Annotated in this window: 18 protein-coding genes; 10 read left to right on the plus strand and 8 right to left on the minus strand. The window is 50.6% G+C overall.

Annotated elements, in window-relative coordinates; all coding sequences use genetic code 11:
• Positions 1–65 precede the first annotated feature (65 nt).
• The 3 genes from hxlB to PJDR2_RS06230 all read right to left on the minus strand — a co-directional run bounded on the left by hxlB (position 66) and on the right by PJDR2_RS06230 (position 1,824).
• Positions 66–617 carry a 6-phospho-3-hexuloisomerase gene (gene hxlB / locus PJDR2_RS06220; protein ID WP_015842807.1) on the minus strand — a complete coding sequence of 184 codons (552 nt, stop codon included), beginning with the start codon at positions 615–617 and terminating at the stop codon, positions 66–68.
• Positions 618–623: 6 nt separating this feature from the next.
• Positions 624–1,253 carry a 3-hexulose-6-phosphate synthase gene (hxlA, locus tag PJDR2_RS06225; RefSeq protein WP_015842808.1) on the minus strand — a complete coding sequence of 210 codons (630 nt, stop codon included), beginning with the start codon at positions 1,251–1,253 and terminating at the stop codon, positions 624–626.
• Positions 1,254–1,428: 175 nt separating this feature from the next.
• Complete coding sequence (locus PJDR2_RS06230) at positions 1,429–1,824, minus strand: winged helix-turn-helix transcriptional regulator (RefSeq protein WP_015842809.1); 396 nt, start codon at positions 1,822–1,824, stop codon at positions 1,429–1,431.
• Between the two features lie 146 nt (positions 1,825–1,970).
• Here PJDR2_RS06230 and PJDR2_RS06235 point away from each other — a divergent pair, with 146 nt between their 5' ends.
• The 4 genes from PJDR2_RS06235 to PJDR2_RS06250 all read left to right on the plus strand — a co-directional run bounded on the left by PJDR2_RS06235 (position 1,971) and on the right by PJDR2_RS06250 (position 5,187).
• The gene (locus PJDR2_RS06235) at positions 1,971–3,443 is read left to right on the plus strand and encodes a methyl-accepting chemotaxis protein (RefSeq protein ID WP_015842810.1); all 1,473 of its coding nucleotides are present in this window, start codon (positions 1,971–1,973) and stop codon (positions 3,441–3,443) included.
• A gap of 93 nt (positions 3,444–3,536) precedes the next feature.
• The gene (locus PJDR2_RS06240) at positions 3,537–3,812 is read left to right on the plus strand and encodes a DUF6199 family natural product biosynthesis protein (protein WP_015842811.1); all 276 of its coding nucleotides are present in this window, start codon (positions 3,537–3,539) and stop codon (positions 3,810–3,812) included.
• A 19-nt stretch (positions 3,813–3,831) separates the two neighbouring features.
• Positions 3,832–4,434 carry a hypothetical protein gene (locus PJDR2_RS06245; protein WP_015842812.1) on the plus strand — a complete coding sequence of 201 codons (603 nt, stop codon included), beginning with the start codon at positions 3,832–3,834 and terminating at the stop codon, positions 4,432–4,434.
• Positions 4,435–4,479: 45 nt separating this feature from the next.
• Positions 4,480–5,187, plus strand: coding sequence for a hypothetical protein (locus tag PJDR2_RS06250; protein ID WP_015842813.1), 708 nt, complete (start codon positions 4,480–4,482; stop codon positions 5,185–5,187).
• A 42-nt stretch (positions 5,188–5,229) separates the two neighbouring features.
• Here the strand turns inward: PJDR2_RS06250 and PJDR2_RS06255 are convergent, their stop codons facing one another.
• Both PJDR2_RS06255 and manA read right to left on the minus strand, forming a co-directional pair.
• Complete coding sequence (locus PJDR2_RS06255) at positions 5,230–6,111, minus strand: ROK family protein (protein WP_015842814.1); 882 nt, start codon at positions 6,109–6,111, stop codon at positions 5,230–5,232.
• Between the two features lie 229 nt (positions 6,112–6,340).
• The gene (gene manA / locus PJDR2_RS06260; protein ID WP_015842815.1) at positions 6,341–7,288 is read right to left on the minus strand and encodes a mannose-6-phosphate isomerase, class I; all 948 of its coding nucleotides are present in this window, start codon (positions 7,286–7,288) and stop codon (positions 6,341–6,343) included.
• Positions 7,289–7,390: 102 nt separating this feature from the next.
• On the opposite strand from manA, the gene PJDR2_RS06265 reads away from it, so the two are divergent.
• A complete protein-coding gene (locus tag PJDR2_RS06265) occupies positions 7,391–8,428 on the plus strand; it encodes a substrate-binding domain-containing protein (protein WP_015842816.1) in 1,038 nt (345 codons plus the stop codon).
• A gap of 12 nt (positions 8,429–8,440) precedes the next feature.
• Here PJDR2_RS06265 and PJDR2_RS06270 read toward each other — a convergent pair whose 3' ends face one another.
• Positions 8,441–8,836 (minus strand): DUF2500 domain-containing protein, encoded by a 396-nt coding sequence (locus PJDR2_RS06270; RefSeq protein ID WP_015842817.1) that lies wholly within the window; start codon positions 8,834–8,836, stop codon positions 8,441–8,443.
• 189 nt (positions 8,837–9,025) lie between these two features.
• Between PJDR2_RS06270 and PJDR2_RS06275 the strand changes: the two genes are divergently transcribed.
• From PJDR2_RS06275 to PJDR2_RS06285, 3 genes are all read left to right on the plus strand, one after another.
• Entirely contained in the window at positions 9,026–9,622 is a 597-nt protein-coding gene (locus PJDR2_RS06275; protein WP_015842818.1) for a TetR/AcrR family transcriptional regulator, read from the plus strand.
• Between the two features lie 98 nt (positions 9,623–9,720).
• Entirely contained in the window at positions 9,721–11,811 is a 2,091-nt protein-coding gene (locus PJDR2_RS06280; protein ID WP_015842819.1) for a YhgE/Pip domain-containing protein, read from the plus strand.
• Positions 11,812–12,014: 203 nt separating this feature from the next.
• Positions 12,015–13,859, plus strand: a complete 1,845-nt coding sequence (locus PJDR2_RS06285) for an LTA synthase family protein (protein WP_015842820.1) — start codon at positions 12,015–12,017, stop codon at positions 13,857–13,859.
• Positions 13,860–14,106: 247 nt separating this feature from the next.
• Here the strand turns inward: PJDR2_RS06285 and PJDR2_RS06290 are convergent, their stop codons facing one another.
• Complete coding sequence (locus PJDR2_RS06290; RefSeq protein WP_015842821.1) at positions 14,107–14,310, minus strand: DUF6199 family natural product biosynthesis protein; 204 nt, start codon at positions 14,308–14,310, stop codon at positions 14,107–14,109.
• Positions 14,311–15,041: 731 nt separating this feature from the next.
• The gene (locus PJDR2_RS06295; RefSeq protein WP_015842822.1) at positions 15,042–15,527 is read right to left on the minus strand and encodes a hypothetical protein; all 486 of its coding nucleotides are present in this window, start codon (positions 15,525–15,527) and stop codon (positions 15,042–15,044) included.
• A gap of 198 nt (positions 15,528–15,725) precedes the next feature.
• Here PJDR2_RS06295 and PJDR2_RS06300 point away from each other — a divergent pair, with 198 nt between their 5' ends.
• Both PJDR2_RS06300 and yunB read left to right on the plus strand, forming a co-directional pair.
• Positions 15,726–16,205, plus strand: a complete 480-nt coding sequence (locus tag PJDR2_RS06300) for a nucleoside deaminase (protein ID WP_015842823.1) — start codon at positions 15,726–15,728, stop codon at positions 16,203–16,205.
• A 162-nt stretch (positions 16,206–16,367) separates the two neighbouring features.
• Positions 16,368–17,501 carry a sporulation protein YunB gene (gene yunB / locus PJDR2_RS06305; protein ID WP_265525104.1) on the plus strand — a complete coding sequence of 378 codons (1,134 nt, stop codon included), beginning with the start codon at positions 16,368–16,370 and terminating at the stop codon, positions 17,499–17,501.
• Positions 17,502–17,522: the final 21 nt, after the last annotated feature.

The raw sequence follows: 17,522 nt of genomic DNA on the forward strand, positions 1-17,522 counted from the left end.
AGGACTTCATTTCCTTGTCCTTGGCTGTCGCTGTTTCAATTCTAGGCTTCACGGCGGCCCAGCTGCTATTCCAGGTTCGCGTGATTGTTGTACATGGCCGTACCTTGCAGCTTCTGCTGCTGCATCAGATTCAGGACGATCGTATCCAGCAGAAGCAGAAGGCTTTGCTCGAACAAGGTGCCCATCGGCTGGCTGGAGCCTCCGGAAGTGCTGTCTTTGGTGACGGCAGGGATTGTTACCCGGGAGGATGCTGCGGCGCCTAAGGTTGATTCCGGCATAATGGTCACAACGCCAACGGCTGCGCCGATGCTTTGGGCTTTGGCCGCCATGCTTGTCAGCGTTTTGGTCTCGCCGGAGCCCGAGCCGATGAGCAGCAGATCCCCTTCGGCAATGCCCGGCGTAACGGTCTCGCCTACGACGTAAGCGCGGAAGCCCATATGCATCAGGCGCATGGCAAATGCCCGCATCATCAGCCCGGAACGTCCGGCACCGGCAACGAAAATTTTGTCCGCTTCCGTTATCCGCTTCGTTAGAGCTTCGATCTCGCTAGGCTTAACGGCCTCAAGCGTGCGTTCCAGCTCTTGAAGAATGGAGGAAGCTGCGCTCAGCGTACTCATTGGTTATTACCCTTTGATCAGCTGCTGCATTTGAGCGGCAACCGCCTGCTTGTCCTCGGCGCCGGTAATGCCGCCGCCTACGATAACCAGATCCGGCTGGGCGCGGATGACTTCCGGCAGGGTTTGAAGCTTGATGCCGCCTGCGATCGCGGTTTTTGCCTGCTTCACGACGCGTTTAATCGTAGCCAGATCCTCGAACGAGTTTTTGCCGTCTGCCTGATGATCGTAACCGGAATGAACGCAGATATAATCAACGCCAAGGTTATCGATTTCCGCCGCGCGCGCGGCAATGTCTTTTACGTTGATCATGTCGACCATAATCTTTTTGTTCTGTTTGCGGGCTTCATCAACCGCGCCTTTAATCGTGGAATCGTCGGATACGCCAAGAACGGTGATAATGTCGGCGCCTGCTTCGGAAGCCTTCATCACTTCATAACCGCCGGCATCCATAATTTTCAGGTCGGCCAGTACTTTAAGCGACGGGAATTCGTCTTTGATTTCTTTAACGGCGCGAAGCCCTTCGTTAATGACAACGGGGGTGCCAATCTCAACGATATCGATATAAGGGGCAACCTCTTTTACGACTTCCTTTGCCTCCGGGATGTTAACCAGGTCAAGTGCCAATTGCAGTTCCATAATAGGAATCTCTCCTTTATTTTGGGTGTTGAAAGCGATGAGTTCATATTAGGGCGATACCGAATTTAATGGAAGTACGCACTTTCAAGTAAGTCCGTATCCTGCAGGAAACTATGAAGCGCAAAAAAGCAGACTCCATGCGGAGTCTGCCGGTTTTTATGGAGAAATATAAGGTTTAAATTTCTGCTGCTTGAAGGGAATTCGGCTTAGAGTCCGATGTTCTGCCCAGTACCTCTTCGCCATAATGCTTGCCCCAGTTGTACATCAGCTTCAGGATCGGCACGAGGCTTTCTCCATGCGGAGTCAGCTTATATTCGACCTTCGGCGGAACTACCGGATAGACGGTCCGTTCGACAAGCTGATCCTCCTCCAGCTCGCGGAGCTGGTTCGTCAGAATCTTTTGCGTGATATGGGGAATGAGCTTTTGCAGCTCGCTGAACCGTTTTGTGCCGTCAATGCCCAGATGCCAGAGGATGATAAGCTTCCATTTGCCTCCGATTAAGGCAAGGGTTAGTTCTTTTTCACAGTTGATTTGATCAATCTCAATTCGGGAACGAATATCTTTCGCCAATTTTAAGCACCTCCACATAGCTAACCGTGTCACAATAGATTACAAGATTATCGGGTTCATGTCTATTAAAGATGATGTCGAAAAATATCGGTTTATGGTATGATCGAAATTATTGCCTATATTATGGTAAAAAAGGTGGAAAACAAATGGATTATATGGAGACCCTGCACCGGAGAAACAAGCTGCTTGTGAATATTATATGGGTCATGCTGTTACTCGGCGTAGCCGTTGATTTTCTGACCGGAGCCGGGATGGATTCGATTATCGTGCTCGCTATTGTAGGTACGCTTACCTGCGGCGCCACCACGATTCTGGTCTATAAACGCTGGTTAACAAACTATATTATGTATTTCATTTCAACGATTGTTACCGTGCTTACGTTGCTGTTATTGTTAACCGGACCGATTATTACGACTTATTTTCTTGTTTATGTAAATCTTGCTATTATGACGCTTTACGGCAACTCCAAGGCAATTGGCTATTCAGGGTTAATGGGCGTTCTTCTGACGGTTTATTGTTACATAAGTCCCGACAAGATCGAGATTTTTGGCAATAACGCTCCAACCACAATGTTTATGTATTTCTTTATGGTGGCGGTTCCGCTATACGTATCGACCAAATTCAGCGAGCGGCTGCAGCATAATATTATCGAGCAAGGCGAGCAGGCGATGCTGGAAAACAAACGGTCGCTTGAGCTTGTCGGACAAGTCTCTTCCTCGGCTGGGCAGCTGAATTCGTTCAGCACGAACTTGAAAGCCAATATGACAACGGCCGGTTCGATTTCCAAGGAGGTAACTTCGGCCTTCTCGGAAATTACGTCAAGCATGGAAGCTCAAACGTCCAGCATGAATGATATCAGCGAAGCGATCCGCCATATCGAAGCTTCCGTGTCCTCGCTTGCGGACCGTTCTACGGAGATGAAGGGGTTGTCGGCAAGCTCCGCTCTGTTAACCAAAGCCGGAAGCGAAGGAACCTCCGATCTTGAGCACGAGATGAAGCGGGTTAACGAGACGATCGATTCCTCCGTACAGCTTATGAATGAGCTTGGCGAACAGAATACGAGCATCAGCGAGATTGTGGCTACCATTAAGCATATTTCCACGCAGACGAACCTGCTGGCTTTGAACGCGGCAATTGAAGCCGCGCGCGCAGGCGAGCATGGCAAAGGCTTTGCGGTTGTCTCCCATGAAATCCGCAAATTGGCCGAGACATCGCAGCAATCAACGGAACAAATTGAGCAAATATTGGAGAGCATCCGTACGAAGACGATTCTGGCGGCGGAGCAGGTGCTCGAAGGGCAGCAGTCCGTTGTTGGCAGTACGGCCGCAGCCCGCAAGGTAGCCGATGTCATGCGGGCTTTGGCGTCTGACGCCAATAAGCTCGAGAGCCATTCGGGTGAGGTCGACTATTCGGCGGAGCAGCTCCAGGAGCAATATACGAGGATTACCGGCCAGATCGTATCGATTGCCGGTTCCACGGAGCAGAATATGGCAGCAATCCAGGAAATGTCGGCCAGCATGACGACGCAGGACAGCCGGATTGTTGAGATTGTCGAGAGCTTCCTGCAGCTGGACAAGTTAACCTCCAATCTGAACGAGATGACCGAACGAAAACAATAAAATGCTAGAAATATTAATATAAATAACAAAAAAATGGTATTTTCAATTTGTTCATTGTCGATTATATTGAGAATTATTCAGGCCTTCCCCGTCATGTCAAAGATCGGAGAAGGCCTTATTGCGCTCGGCAAATGGACAAACGGAGATGATAACGTGGTAGTTTTCATTTCGCTTATATTCATTATTGCAGGAGTTATGGGATGGCTATTTCCGTCTTTGAGTTGGCATATGAAGCATGGATGGGCCGTGGACGGCAACTCGGGTCCAAGCGATAACTATATCTTTTTCAGCAGATTTGGAGCCGTAATCGTACTAGGATGGGGAATTTATATTCTAATTACCGGAGATTTGGGCAAGCTCAGTTCATAGAAGAGGCGAGGGAATTAGGATGAGAAGAGTACCTATGGAACGGCCAACGGATCACTACGATGCCCGTTTATTCAAGATTGACGAGCAGCTCTGCGCATTGCTTGAAGAACGAAGAGAGGTCTCGAACCACAATCCGGGATTTCCGCCCTTTAAAAGCATTGAGAGCTGGGCTGACCGGTATCACCTGTACCCGGATTTGTTGAAGTCCATATTCAGCATATTATTGAATGAAGAGGTTTATCTGCCGTTAGTTGAGCCATCGGGCTTTCGCAAGCATCTGCCCGTTCTCCGGTGCGCGGAGAGCGGAGGCAAAGTCTATACCTTGTCCGGTATAAGACAATATGAGAATGCAAGCGTCGTAAACCTGAGCATACATGGAGACTACCGGGAACGTGAAAATGAAGCAATGCGAACGCATACTTATATCGAGCTTGAGCTGGGTGAAGGTTATCATTGTTATGTGGACCAGGGAACAAGCTCCGGGGGGAATTCCGCCTACGGCTTTGTTGTTTCTCCCGCTCTGCCGGACGATCTTGCCGGAATTACCTTTGTTTTCAGCGAATACGAAAGGCCGTTAAAGAGGAAGCCGATAGGCATCGAGATTGTTTTTCGGATGGAATAATAGACAATGGCCTCACTGGGGAAGTTAACCAGGGAGGTTAGGAATATGAAAGGGATAATGGCTTTCATTATGGCTATGCTGCTCCTTGTCCCTGCGTTTGGGGCGGAGGCTATGCCCAAGCAAGAAGCCGTTCATCAGATGATAAATGCGTTGTTGAGACATAAGTATGATCTGGCACAGAGCTATCTTGCCAATGGCGTGAAAATGCCGGAAATTAGAGAAGATAGTCCGGTCATTCAGGTGGAAGGACTTCCATCGACGAAAAAGGATCAGCGCATCCTGATTGGTTACTTCTGGGATGAAGCGTTTAAGAGCAAACGTATGGCATTTATTTGGGAGCTAACGATAAAGCAAGATCGAATTATTCGGCTTGATGCCCTATACGATGGAGCCAATCCGCTTGTTAATGAAAACAAAGTCGTAAGGAATTACAGGAATCAGTTCGACCGTCATGTGATGGTTCCCGGGCAGTTTCCATTTAAGGTGCATAAGGTGCAAGGCGAGATCATAGGCCGGAGGATTACATTGCAATACGAAGATGATGCGAATGATCGTTTTCTTCTTATTCAGGCGGAACCGGTTCGGCCAGGAATACCAATCCTGGATTTGCCTAAGCCAATGAAAGCAAAGGGAAGTTTCGAATCCCGGTTTCAAAAGGATGGGATGCAGTACATGGTGACGCTTGGTCACAAGAGATGGCTGAGTCATGTAAAGGCAGAGGACTTAGGCGATGTTATTGCATCCATGAAGTGAAAAAAGGCCTTACCGGTCGAATTCCGGTAAGGCCTTCTTCTATTATTGCTGGCGCTCGAGCGCATCGATTCCAAGCGCGATCGATCCGCATAGACCGGCGTTGTCGCCAAGTCCAGGCGGCACGATATAAGAATCAATGCCTTCACGCAGCGCTTCGTGCGAAGCATAGCCGTTCAGGTTCTTCTGTACTTCCGCGCGGACCAGCGGGAACAGCTGCTCCTGATGCATAACGCCGCCGCCAAGAATAACCTTCTTCGGAGACAGCAGCAGAATCGCGCTCGAAATGGCTTGGCCGAGATAGAAAGCTTCCATCTGCCATGCCGGATGGTCCTTCGTCAGCTCGTCAGCCTTCACGCCCCAGCGTTGTCCGATAGCGGGACCTGCCGCCATGCCTTCCAGGCAGTCGCCATGGTAAGGGCAGAAGCCGGCAAACGTATCCTCCGGGTGTCTGCGGGTAAGCACATGGCCGCCTTCCGGATGCAGCAGGCCATGTACAAGCTTGCCTTCCGTGTAAACGCCAACGCCGATACCGGTACCTACCGTGTAATAAAGCGCGCTATTAAGCCCTTTTGCCGCGCCCCATTTCGCTTCGCCAAATGCCGCCGCGTTTACGTCCGTGTCCCAGCCGTAAGGAACGGGAAGCTCGCGCTTCATCGTGCCAAGGAAATCATAGCCGGACCAGCCTGGTTTAGGTGTCGTTGTCACATAGCCGTAAGTCGGGCTGGAAGGATCGATATCAATAGGACCAAAAGTACCGATTCCGATAGCCTCAACCTGCTTGTCTCGGAAGTAGTTCAGGACTTCGCGCAGCGTGGAATCCGGATGCTCGGTTGGCAAGCTGATCCGTTCTTCGATTTCACCGTGTTCGTTGCCGATACCGCATACAAACTTTGTTCCGCCTGCTTCAATTGCTCCAATACGCAAGTTCGTTGCCTCCTTAAAAGAATTGCCGCACGAACGGCCTAGTTTTTGCCGTACGTGGTAAATCTTGCTTCGTAAGCATAGGTCTTAAAAGAATTGCCGCACGAACGGCCTAGTTTTTGGCCGTACGTGGTAAATCTTGCTTCGTAAGCATAGGTGTTAAAAGAATTGCCGCACGAACGGCCTAGTTTTGGCCGTACGTGGTAAATCTTGCTTCGTAAGCTGTACTATGCTATTCGTGCGAAATAATAAGCTCAAGCTGTCCGCGAAGCGTAAAGCTTCCGAAGCCCAGCGGAATAATGAAATGATCGCCTTTTTTCAGCGGGTAGCTGCCCGTGGAATTCTCCAGCTCGCCAGTTCCGTCAAGGACGCTGCAGATCGTGAATTTAACCGGCTCCGGGAAGGCCGATTCGCCGCCCGTGTTCCATTTTTGAACCGTAAAGAAGCTGTTGGATACAAAGGTAGTCACCTCGGTACCGCCAACGGTTTCCGTGGAGAAGGATGTCTCCGCATCCACATGAGGCACGGTAGTAACTTCAATGCCTTTGTCCAGATGAAGCTCGCGCGTCGCGCCTTTATCGTCTTTCCGATCGTAATCGTAAATCCGGTATGTGGTGTCCGAGCTTTGCTGCGTTTCCAGTACTTGAATGCCTTTGCCAAGCGCGTGGAGAGTGCCGCTAGGGACATAGAAGAAATCGCCCGGCTTCACGGTTACCTTCGTCAGAAGCTGATTCCACTGGCCTGCGTCAACCATTTGCTTGAATTGCTCTTTCGTAGCCGCGGAATGGCCGTAAATAATTTCAGCTCCGGGCTCGCAGCCAAGAATATACCAGCACTCGGTCTTGCCAAGCTCGCCGTTCTCGTTCACCTGCGCATAGGCATCATCCGGATGCACCTGTACGGACAAATCATCCGATGCGTCGAGGATTTTGGTCAGAAGCGGGAATTTAACCGCCTTGGAGCCGAACAGCTGCGGCTGTTGATCCCACAGCTCGCCAAGCTTAAGCCCTTTGTAAGGACCGTTATGAACAACGCTTTGACCGTTAGGGTGAGCGGAGACTGCCCAGCATTCCCCGGTACGGTCAGACGGAATATCGTAATGGAATTGCTCTCTTAATTGCTTGCCGCCCCAAATTCGTTCTTGAAATACAGGTTCCAGGAAAATCGGTTGATTCGCCAATCTTAATCCCTCCAAGTCATCGTTTACAGCTTTACTAAACTTGACAATATAAACATCTGTAAAGTAAATTGATTATAACATAGGAATAGAGGAAGTTGAAGAATGCCGCGACCAAAAAAAATATCCATGCAAACGATCGCCGATAAGCTGGGCATATCCCGCAATGCGGTTTCATTGGCGCTTTCTAATAAGAAAGGAATCGGAGAAGAGCTGAGGCAGCAAATTATCCAGACGGCCCATGAGGTTGGATATCCGCTGAATGACGGGCAATCCTCCGTTAGCTCACCCGTTCTTGTGCTCGTACCGGAACGAATTTTGAGCCATGAGGACAACGAGCATTTTTTGTTTTATCACGATTTGATCTGGGGATTGGACAGCCGGCTTCAGGAGGAAGGCTATAGCGCGGTTCTTGTAAGAATCAGCATTGCCCAGGAAGAGGAGCGAATCCTCCCCGAGCTGGTTCAGCATATCGACTATCAGGGGATTATCGCTTTTGGCATATTGGACAAGGATTATATCTTGAAAGTGCAGCAGACCCTTACAAAGCCAATGCTGCTGTTTGATTCCTATTACCGGGACATGGAGGCGTCCGCCGTTACTTCGGCTAATATCGAGGGGGCAAGCTTTGCGGTCAACTCATTAATTGAAGCGGGTCACAAGCGAATCGGCTGTATTGCGCCGGTTAACCTGACGACCAGTCATGAGGAGCGGTGGTTTGGTTTTACGAAGGCCATGCTGGAAAATAACCTCCATCCCGACTTCTCCTTATGCCTGCTGGAGTCGGAAGGCTTTGACCGGACGCTAGAGGAATTGTCGGCTTATTGCGACCGGTTCGGGGAGGGAGAACACCCGACGGCTGTTTTTTGCGGAAATGACCGGATTGCTCTTTTGCTCATGAAAGAGCTGGATAAACGGGGCATGCAGGTGCCCGGCGATGTATCGGTTATCGGGTTTGACGGGCTTGCCATGTCCGCGGAGACGAATCCTCCGTTAACGACTATGGCGGTTAATAAAAAAGCGCTGTGCACCGCAGCGGTCGAGGTGCTCGGTCAAATACTCCGGCAGCCCGATAGTCCCGCTGTGCGCTGCAGTGTCGCGCCTGTTCTTCGTATGGGAGGCTCTGTCAGAAGTCTGGCATGAGCTTTTTTTTGTTTACATGCTTGCTCCGCTGTTACGCTCGAACGCGACGATCCACTCGCCTTGCGTTGCGGCATAGCCGGTATCGCCTTCTACAACAAGGCCGTACAGATTTTTCACATCCAGGAACTCCTGGCGCTCGCCGCTCACGAACTCCAAAGTGATGTAATAATAAGTATGGGACGAATGACTGACGTGACCGTCATGATTATGGGAGCTCTGCCTTACGTCCATTCGTTTGGATACAACTTTAGCGAAAGTCGACTCTTTGGGAGAGGCCGCATTTTGCACATACTTAGCGCCGCGGTAAATGACGGTACCGATGACAATAACGAATCCGATGACAATAACGATGGGAATAATAGTGATCATCAGATCAAATCCCATTGGTGATCCAAAGCCGTTGTTCATTCCTTGCTCCTCCGATGCTTCCACGATATGGATATTCAGTACGTTGATTGTACGCACGGAAGAGAAGAAAAGTTGCACTTGATCTTGCTATACCGAATATGTTATAAATGGAATATGACTGATTGACCGAAATTGATTTTTAGTCAATTTATGAAGATTCATGATCGTAGAAGGAGAGGAGATTGGCTCATGTCCATTGACCGCAAAGCGTTAATATTGAAGGCAGCGACGCAGTCGTTTGCGCAATTTGGCTATAAAGCGACCACAATGGATCTGGTGTCCAAGATCGCAAGCGTAGGCAAAGGCACGATCTATACTTTTTTCAAGACGAAGGAAGAACTGTTCGAAGCGATTCTGAACAAGGCCGAGGTCGAATTGAAGGAAGCTATGAACTGCGGTTTCGATATGGAAGGCAGTGATCGTTCCTTTATTCATAGTGTGTTCAGCCTGCTTGATTCTATCCTCGAATTCCGTTCGGATCATGAGCTGTTCGTGAAGCTGGCTCAGGAGGTAAGGGACATCGGCACTGCGCAGGCGCTGGAAGGGATCCGGCGGATGGAGCTGTTCGGACTCGAATTTCTGAAGCAGAAGCTGGAGCTTGCGATTGAGAAAGGCGAAGTCAGGGAATGCGATACGACAATAACATCCTATATGATCTTCCGCTTGTATCTGGGTCTTGCAACGGAATGGAACAAGTCGCATAGCGAGCCGCTTACCAAAGAGCAGATTAAGGAGAACATCGCAATGCTTATTACCAAAGGCATTATGAAGGAATCCCGATCTTAGAAAATTCCAGCCTGTAAAGGGCTGTTTTTTTGGTCCAAAATGACCGAAATACGAATTTAGTCAGTTATTCAACCTTACCGAAAGAAGGATGTGTGAACATGAGGCCGATTCAAGTTTTCCTCAAGGACATGAAAACGTTGGCGACCAAAAGAATGCTGCTGCTTTCTTTTATTGGCGTCGCCCTGCTTCCGATGCTGTACAGCAGCATATTGATTGACGGCTCGATGGACCCTTACGGCCAGACGAGCAAGCTTCCCGTAGCCGTTGTTAACCTCGATAAAGGGGCGACGTATGAAGGGAAGACGATGAATGTCGGAAAAGACTTCGTTGAGGAATTGAAGAAAAGCGATAATTTCAAATGGGACTTCGTAAATGAAGAGCAGGCGAAGGATGGCATGGAGCATAACGATTATTACATGACCATAACCGTACCTAACAACTTCTCGGAAAATGCAGCGACCTTAACGCAGGAAAATCCGGTTCAGGCGGAGCTGATTTTCGAACCGAACAGCCAATATAACTTTGTGGCCGGTCAGATCGGCAACAGCGCAATGAAGGAATTGCGTTCGAAGCTTAACACGCAAATTACCGAAGCCTATACCCGCAGTATGTTTGAACAGGTTGGAACAATCTCCGACGGTCTGGGTAAAGCGGGAGAAGGCGCAACCGAATTGAAGGACGGAGCGGGCAAGCTGGAGGATGGCATAACAACGCTGAAGGAAAACCTCAATAAGCTGGCTAGCGGCACCTCTGAGCTGAGCGGCGGCGTATCCAAGCTGTATGATGGCGCTGCAAGCTTAAGTCAAGGCACGAGCCAATTATCGTCCGGCGCATCGGGCTTAGCTGGAGGTCTGGGGCAATTGTCCGCAGCCGAGCAGCAGCTTGAAAACGGAGCTTCGCAGTCCAAGGCTGGCGCAGCCCAGCTGGCAGAAGGATTAAAGTCTTCGAAAGACGGTGCGGCTGAGCTTAAGCAAGGATTAACGGCTTCTTCCGCGGAAAGCGGTCAGGTAGCTGACGGTGCGGACCAGGTTGCAAAAGGACTCGAGCAGCTGATGGCGGGGTCGCCGGAGCTGCAGGATAACGAGACGCTGAAGCAGCTGCTTGCGGCAAGCAAGCAGGTCGCAGCCGGCAGCGCGCAGCTGAAGGATGGGCAAGAGAAGCTTCTGGCTGGCAGCAGCAAGCTGGCGCAAGGCCAGGAGCAGTTATATGTAGGCGCAAATTCGCTTAGTCAGGGCCAGGAGAAATTGGCGGCCGGCCTTGAGACCTTTGGCGGGAAGCTGAAGGAAGCTGGAACCGGTGCAGAGCAGCTGGCTGCAGGTGCAAAAGCTGCGAACAGCGGCGCCTCCCAGCTGAAGGATGGACTTGGCAAGCTGTCCGGAGGCGTAGAAGGCATTGCCGACGGCTCGAAGCAGCTGAATCAAGGCGCAGGACAGCTGAAGGACGGCTCGGCGCAGCTTGTGAACGGCTCGGGCGAGCTGGCTGCGAAGCTGAATGATGCGGCTGCGGAGACCGGCAGCATAAAAGATGGCGACAATATCGTAAATATGTTCGCGGAGCCGGTTGTCGTAAAAGAAAATGCGGACCATAAGCTCGACCGTTATGGACTTGGTATTGCTCCTTACTTCCTATCGCTGGCGCTGTTTATGGGCGCGCTTGTTTATACGACGGTATTCTCCGTGCGTGATTCGTACACCTTGGGCGCATCGCCGATGGGCCGCTTCATGAGCCGTACCTTGACGTATGTGACCATAAGCCTGCTGCAATCCTTGATTGCCGATGCCGTAATCCTGTATGGATTGAAGATTGACGTAACAAGCGTACCGCTCTTTGTGATCTTTACCATTCTGACTAGTCTTGCATATACGTTTATTATTCAGGCGCTTGTTACTTGGCTGGACAATCCGGGACGCTTCCTGGTTGTTCTGCTGATGATCTTCCAGCTGACGTCAAGCGCGGGTACCTTCCCGCTTGAACTGCTGCCGGATTGGATGCAGAAGCTTAACCCTTGGCTGCCGATGACCCATGCGATTACCGGCTTCAAGACGATTATCGCAAGCGGCGATTATGCACTGATGCGTGAGCAGATGCTTGTTCTTGGCGCTTTTGCCGTCGTGTTCCTGGCGCTCACCTTCCTGTACTTCAAACGTCAGTCGAAGAGCCCTGCCGAGAACATTACGATAGGCGCATAAGCTTAAAGGCTGGATAACGATCTATTAATTGACATGGAACATGCATCCACGTCCCCTTTTCTCTTACTAGTAAATCGGTTACTATAAATAGAATAAGTAGATAAACAAAGTGGCCGTCATTTGACGGCTTCTTTTCTTTTTTTCTGTATGGGAGAGTGAATACATTGCTATCGTTCTACAAAGATGATTACCGGCGGTCGCCGATGATCGGAATTTGGCTTCTGCTGCTTGTGAAATCCGTCGTGTTCCGGATGTTCCTATTCGGAGAACTGCAGTGGAACGGCCTTCTGGCGGATGCGGCGGCCTGGCTGGGGCTGCTCCTTATCGTGGAGCTTGTTACAGCCTCAAGATGGAGAGGGATCGCTTATTGGGCGGTGAATTTGATTGTGTCCGTCCTGCTCTTTGCGTCAACCGTCTACTTCAGTTATTACGGCTCCGTGCCGACATATACGGCTCTGAAGGCGCTTGATCAAGTTAATCAAATTCAAGACAGCGTAGAATCGCTAATTAAGAGTATCTATTATATTTATTTTCTGGACCTTGCGATTCTAGCAATCTTGTATATCGTCCGTTTGATCAGAGGAACCCGGGTCTCGGGGCGAAAAAGAATCGGCCAGCTCCGTCTCGTCACTGGCGGCCTTCTGATCTGTATCGTTGTTTCCGGAAGCCTGGTTTATGCCGGGAACGATATTCCGAATGAACTGGAGCAAGCCGAAGGGTTAGGCTTTATCGGGTATCAGGCGGCTGCGGCCTGGGAGAACCAAAGCGAGAAGGCGATGGCAAGCAGCGGCGATATCGAACAGACCAAAGCGGATATTAACGAACTGATGTCTTCTTATTCTTATCAAGATCAACCGGGCCAGCCGGCTATTCAATTCGGAACCGCACAGGGGAAAAATGTTATCGTTGTCCAGATGGAGGCTTTTCAGAACTTTCCGGTTCATCTGTCCGTTGGCGGAGTGGAGCTGACGCCCGTGCTGAACAAGCTGGCAGACGAGAGCTATTATTTCCCTCATATTTATCAGCAGATCGGCCAAGGCAATACCTCGGATGCGGAGTTTATGTCGAATACCTCGATTTATCCGACGGGCGAGATTGCCATGTCGACGGGTTATGGCAACCGCGAGCTGCCAAGCATGCCGCGCATGCTGGAGAGTAAAGGGTATGAAACCAACACGTTTCACGTAAACGATGTAACGTTCTGGGACCGGAACAAGCTGTATCCGGCACTTGGTTTTAATCATTATTATGACAAGCCATTTTATACGAATGATCACTTCAATGCATTTGGCGCGTCGGATGAGGAGCTGTACCGGGTTGCCGTAGACAAGCTGCAGGCGCTGCACGAGCAGAAGAAGCCGTTTTACGCGCAGACGGTCACCGTCTCCAGCCATTTTCCGTTCGAGGTGCCGAAGGACCGGACCGACTTAACGCTGCCGGCTTCTATGGAAGGAACGCAGCTCGGCAATTATTTGCAGGCTGTCCATTACACGGATTATGCGCTTGGCACGTTGATTGACCGCCTGAAGGCGAACGGCATGTGGGACGATACCGTGCTTGTTGCGTATGGCGACCACTTTGGCTTGCAGCCGGAGAAAGCCAGCGCGGCGGAGATCAGCCAGCAGCTGGGCATTCATTACGATGATCGGCTCAGCCGTTTCAACATCCCATTGATTATCCATGTGCCGGGTCAGAACAGCGGCCATGTCGTAGAACAGCCGGGAGGACAGCTTGATATTATGCCAACGCTCGCGAACCTGCTGGGCGTGAAGCCCGCGGACGAAGGGGTTGTTCCATTCGGGCATGACCTGCTGAATATTAACCATAACGTATTTGGCATGCGGTATTATTTGCCGACAGGATCGTTCTTCAACAACGATATCCTGTTCGTTCCGGGCAAAGGCTTTGACGACGGCACAGCCTACTCGCTCAAAACGATGGAGCCCGTTCGGGACTTCTCGAAGTACAAGAGCGACTACGACTACATCATGAAGCTGATGAGTCTCTCGGACCAGTATGTCAGGCAGTTGCCGAAGAGGGCGCCGTGAGGGGAATTGTAGTTTCGTCTCGACGAAAATGAATCTCCTTCCGGTCGCTGTTGCTCTCGCTTTGCCTGAACAAGGTTCTAGGCGTTGCAAAGCTCAAGCAAAGGCGAGCACTTAAAAGCTTTCTGAAAGAAAGCTACTTCGGAAGCTTAAGCGTTCCCCCAGGAGATCCATTTCCTCTATTCCGTCCTGCAATTTTATTTTTAAAGGAACCGCAAAGGGCAGCCATTCATTTGGCTGCCCTTTGGTTTTAGAGGAAAGGGAAAAATCCGGAGAACAGAAAAATGCCAATAGCGATACCGATGATGCCCGAGATTCTACCCATAACGAGCGAGGCATCGCTAGGCTCCGCATTCTTGAATCGCCAGCCGTATTGCATGTACCAGCCCGCCCTCGGATATAACAGATTGAGAATCCCCACGACAATAAAGATCACGCCAACAAGCTGGAACATAGAAGCTCCTCCATTTCGTAATGGAACGGTGACCATCCAGTAGTTGATCTAATCATAGTGCAGTTTGGATGTTATTGGAATATATAACCAGAACTATTTCTTTAGCTACCGAGGAATCCGGACGGCGGTTTGTAACACGGAAAACTCATCTTATCTGCCTCTGTTGGCCGCCCGCAAAGCTCTAAAGCGGCCTGTAACACGGAAAACCCGTCTTATCTGCCTCCTTTGACCGTTGTGAAAGTTCCAAAGTGGTCTGTAACACGGAAAACCCGTCTTATCTGCCTCCATTGACCGTTCGGAAAGTTCCAAAGTGGTCTGTAACACGGAAAAATCATCTTATCTGCCTCTGTTGGCCGCCCGCAAAGCTCTAAAGCGGCCTGTAACACGGAAAAACCGTCTTATCTGCCTCCATTGGCTGCCCGCAAAGCTCTAAAGTGGCCTGTAACACGGAAAAACCGTCTTATCTGCCTCCATTGGCTGCTCGTAAAGATCCGATGTGGTCTGTAACATGGAAAAACCGTCTTATACGCTCAATTAGCCACGAGTAGTAGATAATTGAACTGAACTGACACAAGAAAAAGGGCAGCCCAGATCATTGGGCTGCCCTTTTCTGCTTACTCCCACCGTCGGAGTAGGAGGAGTGAAGGAAATGTATCTCCTGGAAGAAAGCCTATGCTTACGAGATACATTTCCGTAATGACGGTCCCTCACAAAATTCCGCCATCCTTCACTTAATTCTGCTCCCGGCGGAACCCTTCTTCTTTCATGTATTCCTCTACCTCGCCGTACGCTTCAAACGCCATCTCCAGATTAAGACCCGAATAGACGTACCACATATCGTCTTCCCATTTTACGGTCAGGCTTTGATTCTCTTCGTTTGTCCATAGCTGGTCTTTCTTCTTGCGGTTGCGCGACGGCTTGGGAGCCGGCTCTTCCTCGCGTACGGAGAGCGAATCGATCGATTGGCGGAGCAGCGTCCGAAGCTGAAGCTCGTTGTAGTCGCGGATATTGATCATGCCTTTATCGTCCTGGCTGAAATTGCGCAGCAGCCCGGCATACACGAAGCCGTTACCGTTCGGGTGCAGGTGGTACACGACATTTTTGCGGTCATATAAGCTGTTCTCGAATTGGAAGTTCACGCGTCCCAAAGATACATCAGTCCGGGTCAGCTCCGGGAACGATTCAATAATAGCCAGCTTTTCGTCAAAAGTTAACATAACATCCTCCATCATCTATCCAAAATGTGCTTCGGCTATTATAGCACAAGCGTCTCCCGCATACGAAGCGCTTTCCCGACTGTGCGCGGCAACTAAAGAGGCAGGCCCGGTTTAGTCACCGCCACAAAGTTGCTCCGGGCTCGTTTACTCCTCGCGAAGCTCTGACTAAGATAAGGGAAACGAAGGGAGCGAGAGAACATGAAGCAGGATCACGCGTATTATTTGAAATATTGCATTGAGGTGTCCCGCCGGTCGAGAGAGAACGGCAATACGCCGTTTGGCGCGATCCTTGTGAACGAGCAGGGCGAGATTGTCCTGGAGCAGGAGAACGTCGAGCTTACGGAAAAACGATGCACCGGACATGCCGAAACCGCGCTGATGGAGAAGGCCTCCCATCAATTCGAGCATCATGATCTATGGAACTACACCCTCTACACAACCTTTGAGCCATGCGCGATGTGCTCGGGTGCCATCTATTGGGGCAATGTCGGAAAAGTGGTCTACGCCGCGACTGAGGAAGCGCTGCTGAAGCTGACGGGGGATCATGAGCAGAATCCGACGTTTAATCTGCCATGCCGGGATATTTTCGCGAAAGGCCAGAAGCCGATCGAAGTAATTGGACCTTTCCCCGAGCTTGAAGAAGAGGTTGTGGCCGTACACAAAGGGTACTGGGATTAAAATCTAACAGAAGCTGCCGGACGGTCGCCCCAGGCGGGAGGTCGTCTTTTTTGTCCTTGCCTTGCATAAGCATGTAGAGGTACGGGCTTACGAAGTAAGAATTACCGCAACTGGCCTAAACATGGCCAATTATGTGGCAATTCTTTTTAGGAGGCGATGGAAGTGACAAAATGGGGACGAAGGGGTTGGATGCTTCGGTCACTTGGCCTGAGCCGGCAGCAACTATGGTCTAGCCGCCCTTTTGCGAAGGTGAAGCGGGTCAGCTGGGGAAGCAAAATCTCTGCTTCTGGCAGCGCGCCAAAGCCATGGGGAACAAGCAAGTGGCGGTCACCGCGAAAGCCAAAGCCAGCTGGGAACTGGGGCGGAATGTGGCAGCCGCGCAAACGCCCGGTCAGACCGCCCGGAAGAGGCATCAAAACAATGAGCATCAGCTCGGTAGGAAGCGGAGGCGGGGGAACGAGGCTAAAATCCGGCAAACGGCGCACCAAGCTATGGATTATCGTTACTGTACTTATCCTTCTTATTGGAACTCTTCAATCCCTTGTTTATATCGAAAAGCATCTGCGTCCGCCTCTTATGAAGGTTGCTCAGCTGCGGATCAAGCAGGTCGCCACACAGGCGATTAATAAGGCCACGACGGATGAGGTTGTCAGCAATGCCGATTTCGAGAAGCTTATCGATTGGAAAATGAACAGCGACGGCAAGGTGTCCGGCTTTATGCTGAACTATGCCGAGCATACGAAGATCCGGTCGGAGACGATCAAGACGGTACAGGCAACGCTTGATGAGCTGAAAGAGATTCCCGAGCATATCCCTGTCGGCAATGCGCTTGGCAGTGCGCTGATCTCGACGTACGGTCCAAGAATTCCGGTCAAGTTCGAGCCGGTTGGAGCCGTGAAGGTGGACCTGAACACGCGCCAGACGAATGCCGGCATCAATATGATTCTAATCGAAGTGTACATTCATATCGTATCCGAGGTTGCCATTATCGTGCCGTTTGAGACGGATCCGCAAATTGTGGAGACGGAAATTCCGATCTCGTATCTGCTCGTTGTTGGCGACGTGCCCATGTATTACTACGATAATGAAGGCAAGGCGGTTGGCGAATCCGCGCCAAACGCTCCGAATATCTCGCTGCCAATGTCGAAGGGCCAAGGGGTTACCCAACAGTCGGACGGAAGCATGCTGAAAGAGCAGCTGGATTCGGACGATTCCTCGCTGCCTACAAAGAGCGGCAACAATTCGGCCAATAACGCAGGCAACGCGAATGCAGCCAATGCGGGAGGCGGCGGATAAAAAATAAAGGGGCACCCCTAA

Source organism: Paenibacillus sp. JDR-2, from assembly GCF_000023585.1.
GTDB lineage: Bacteria > Bacillota > Bacilli > Paenibacillales > Paenibacillaceae > Pristimantibacillus.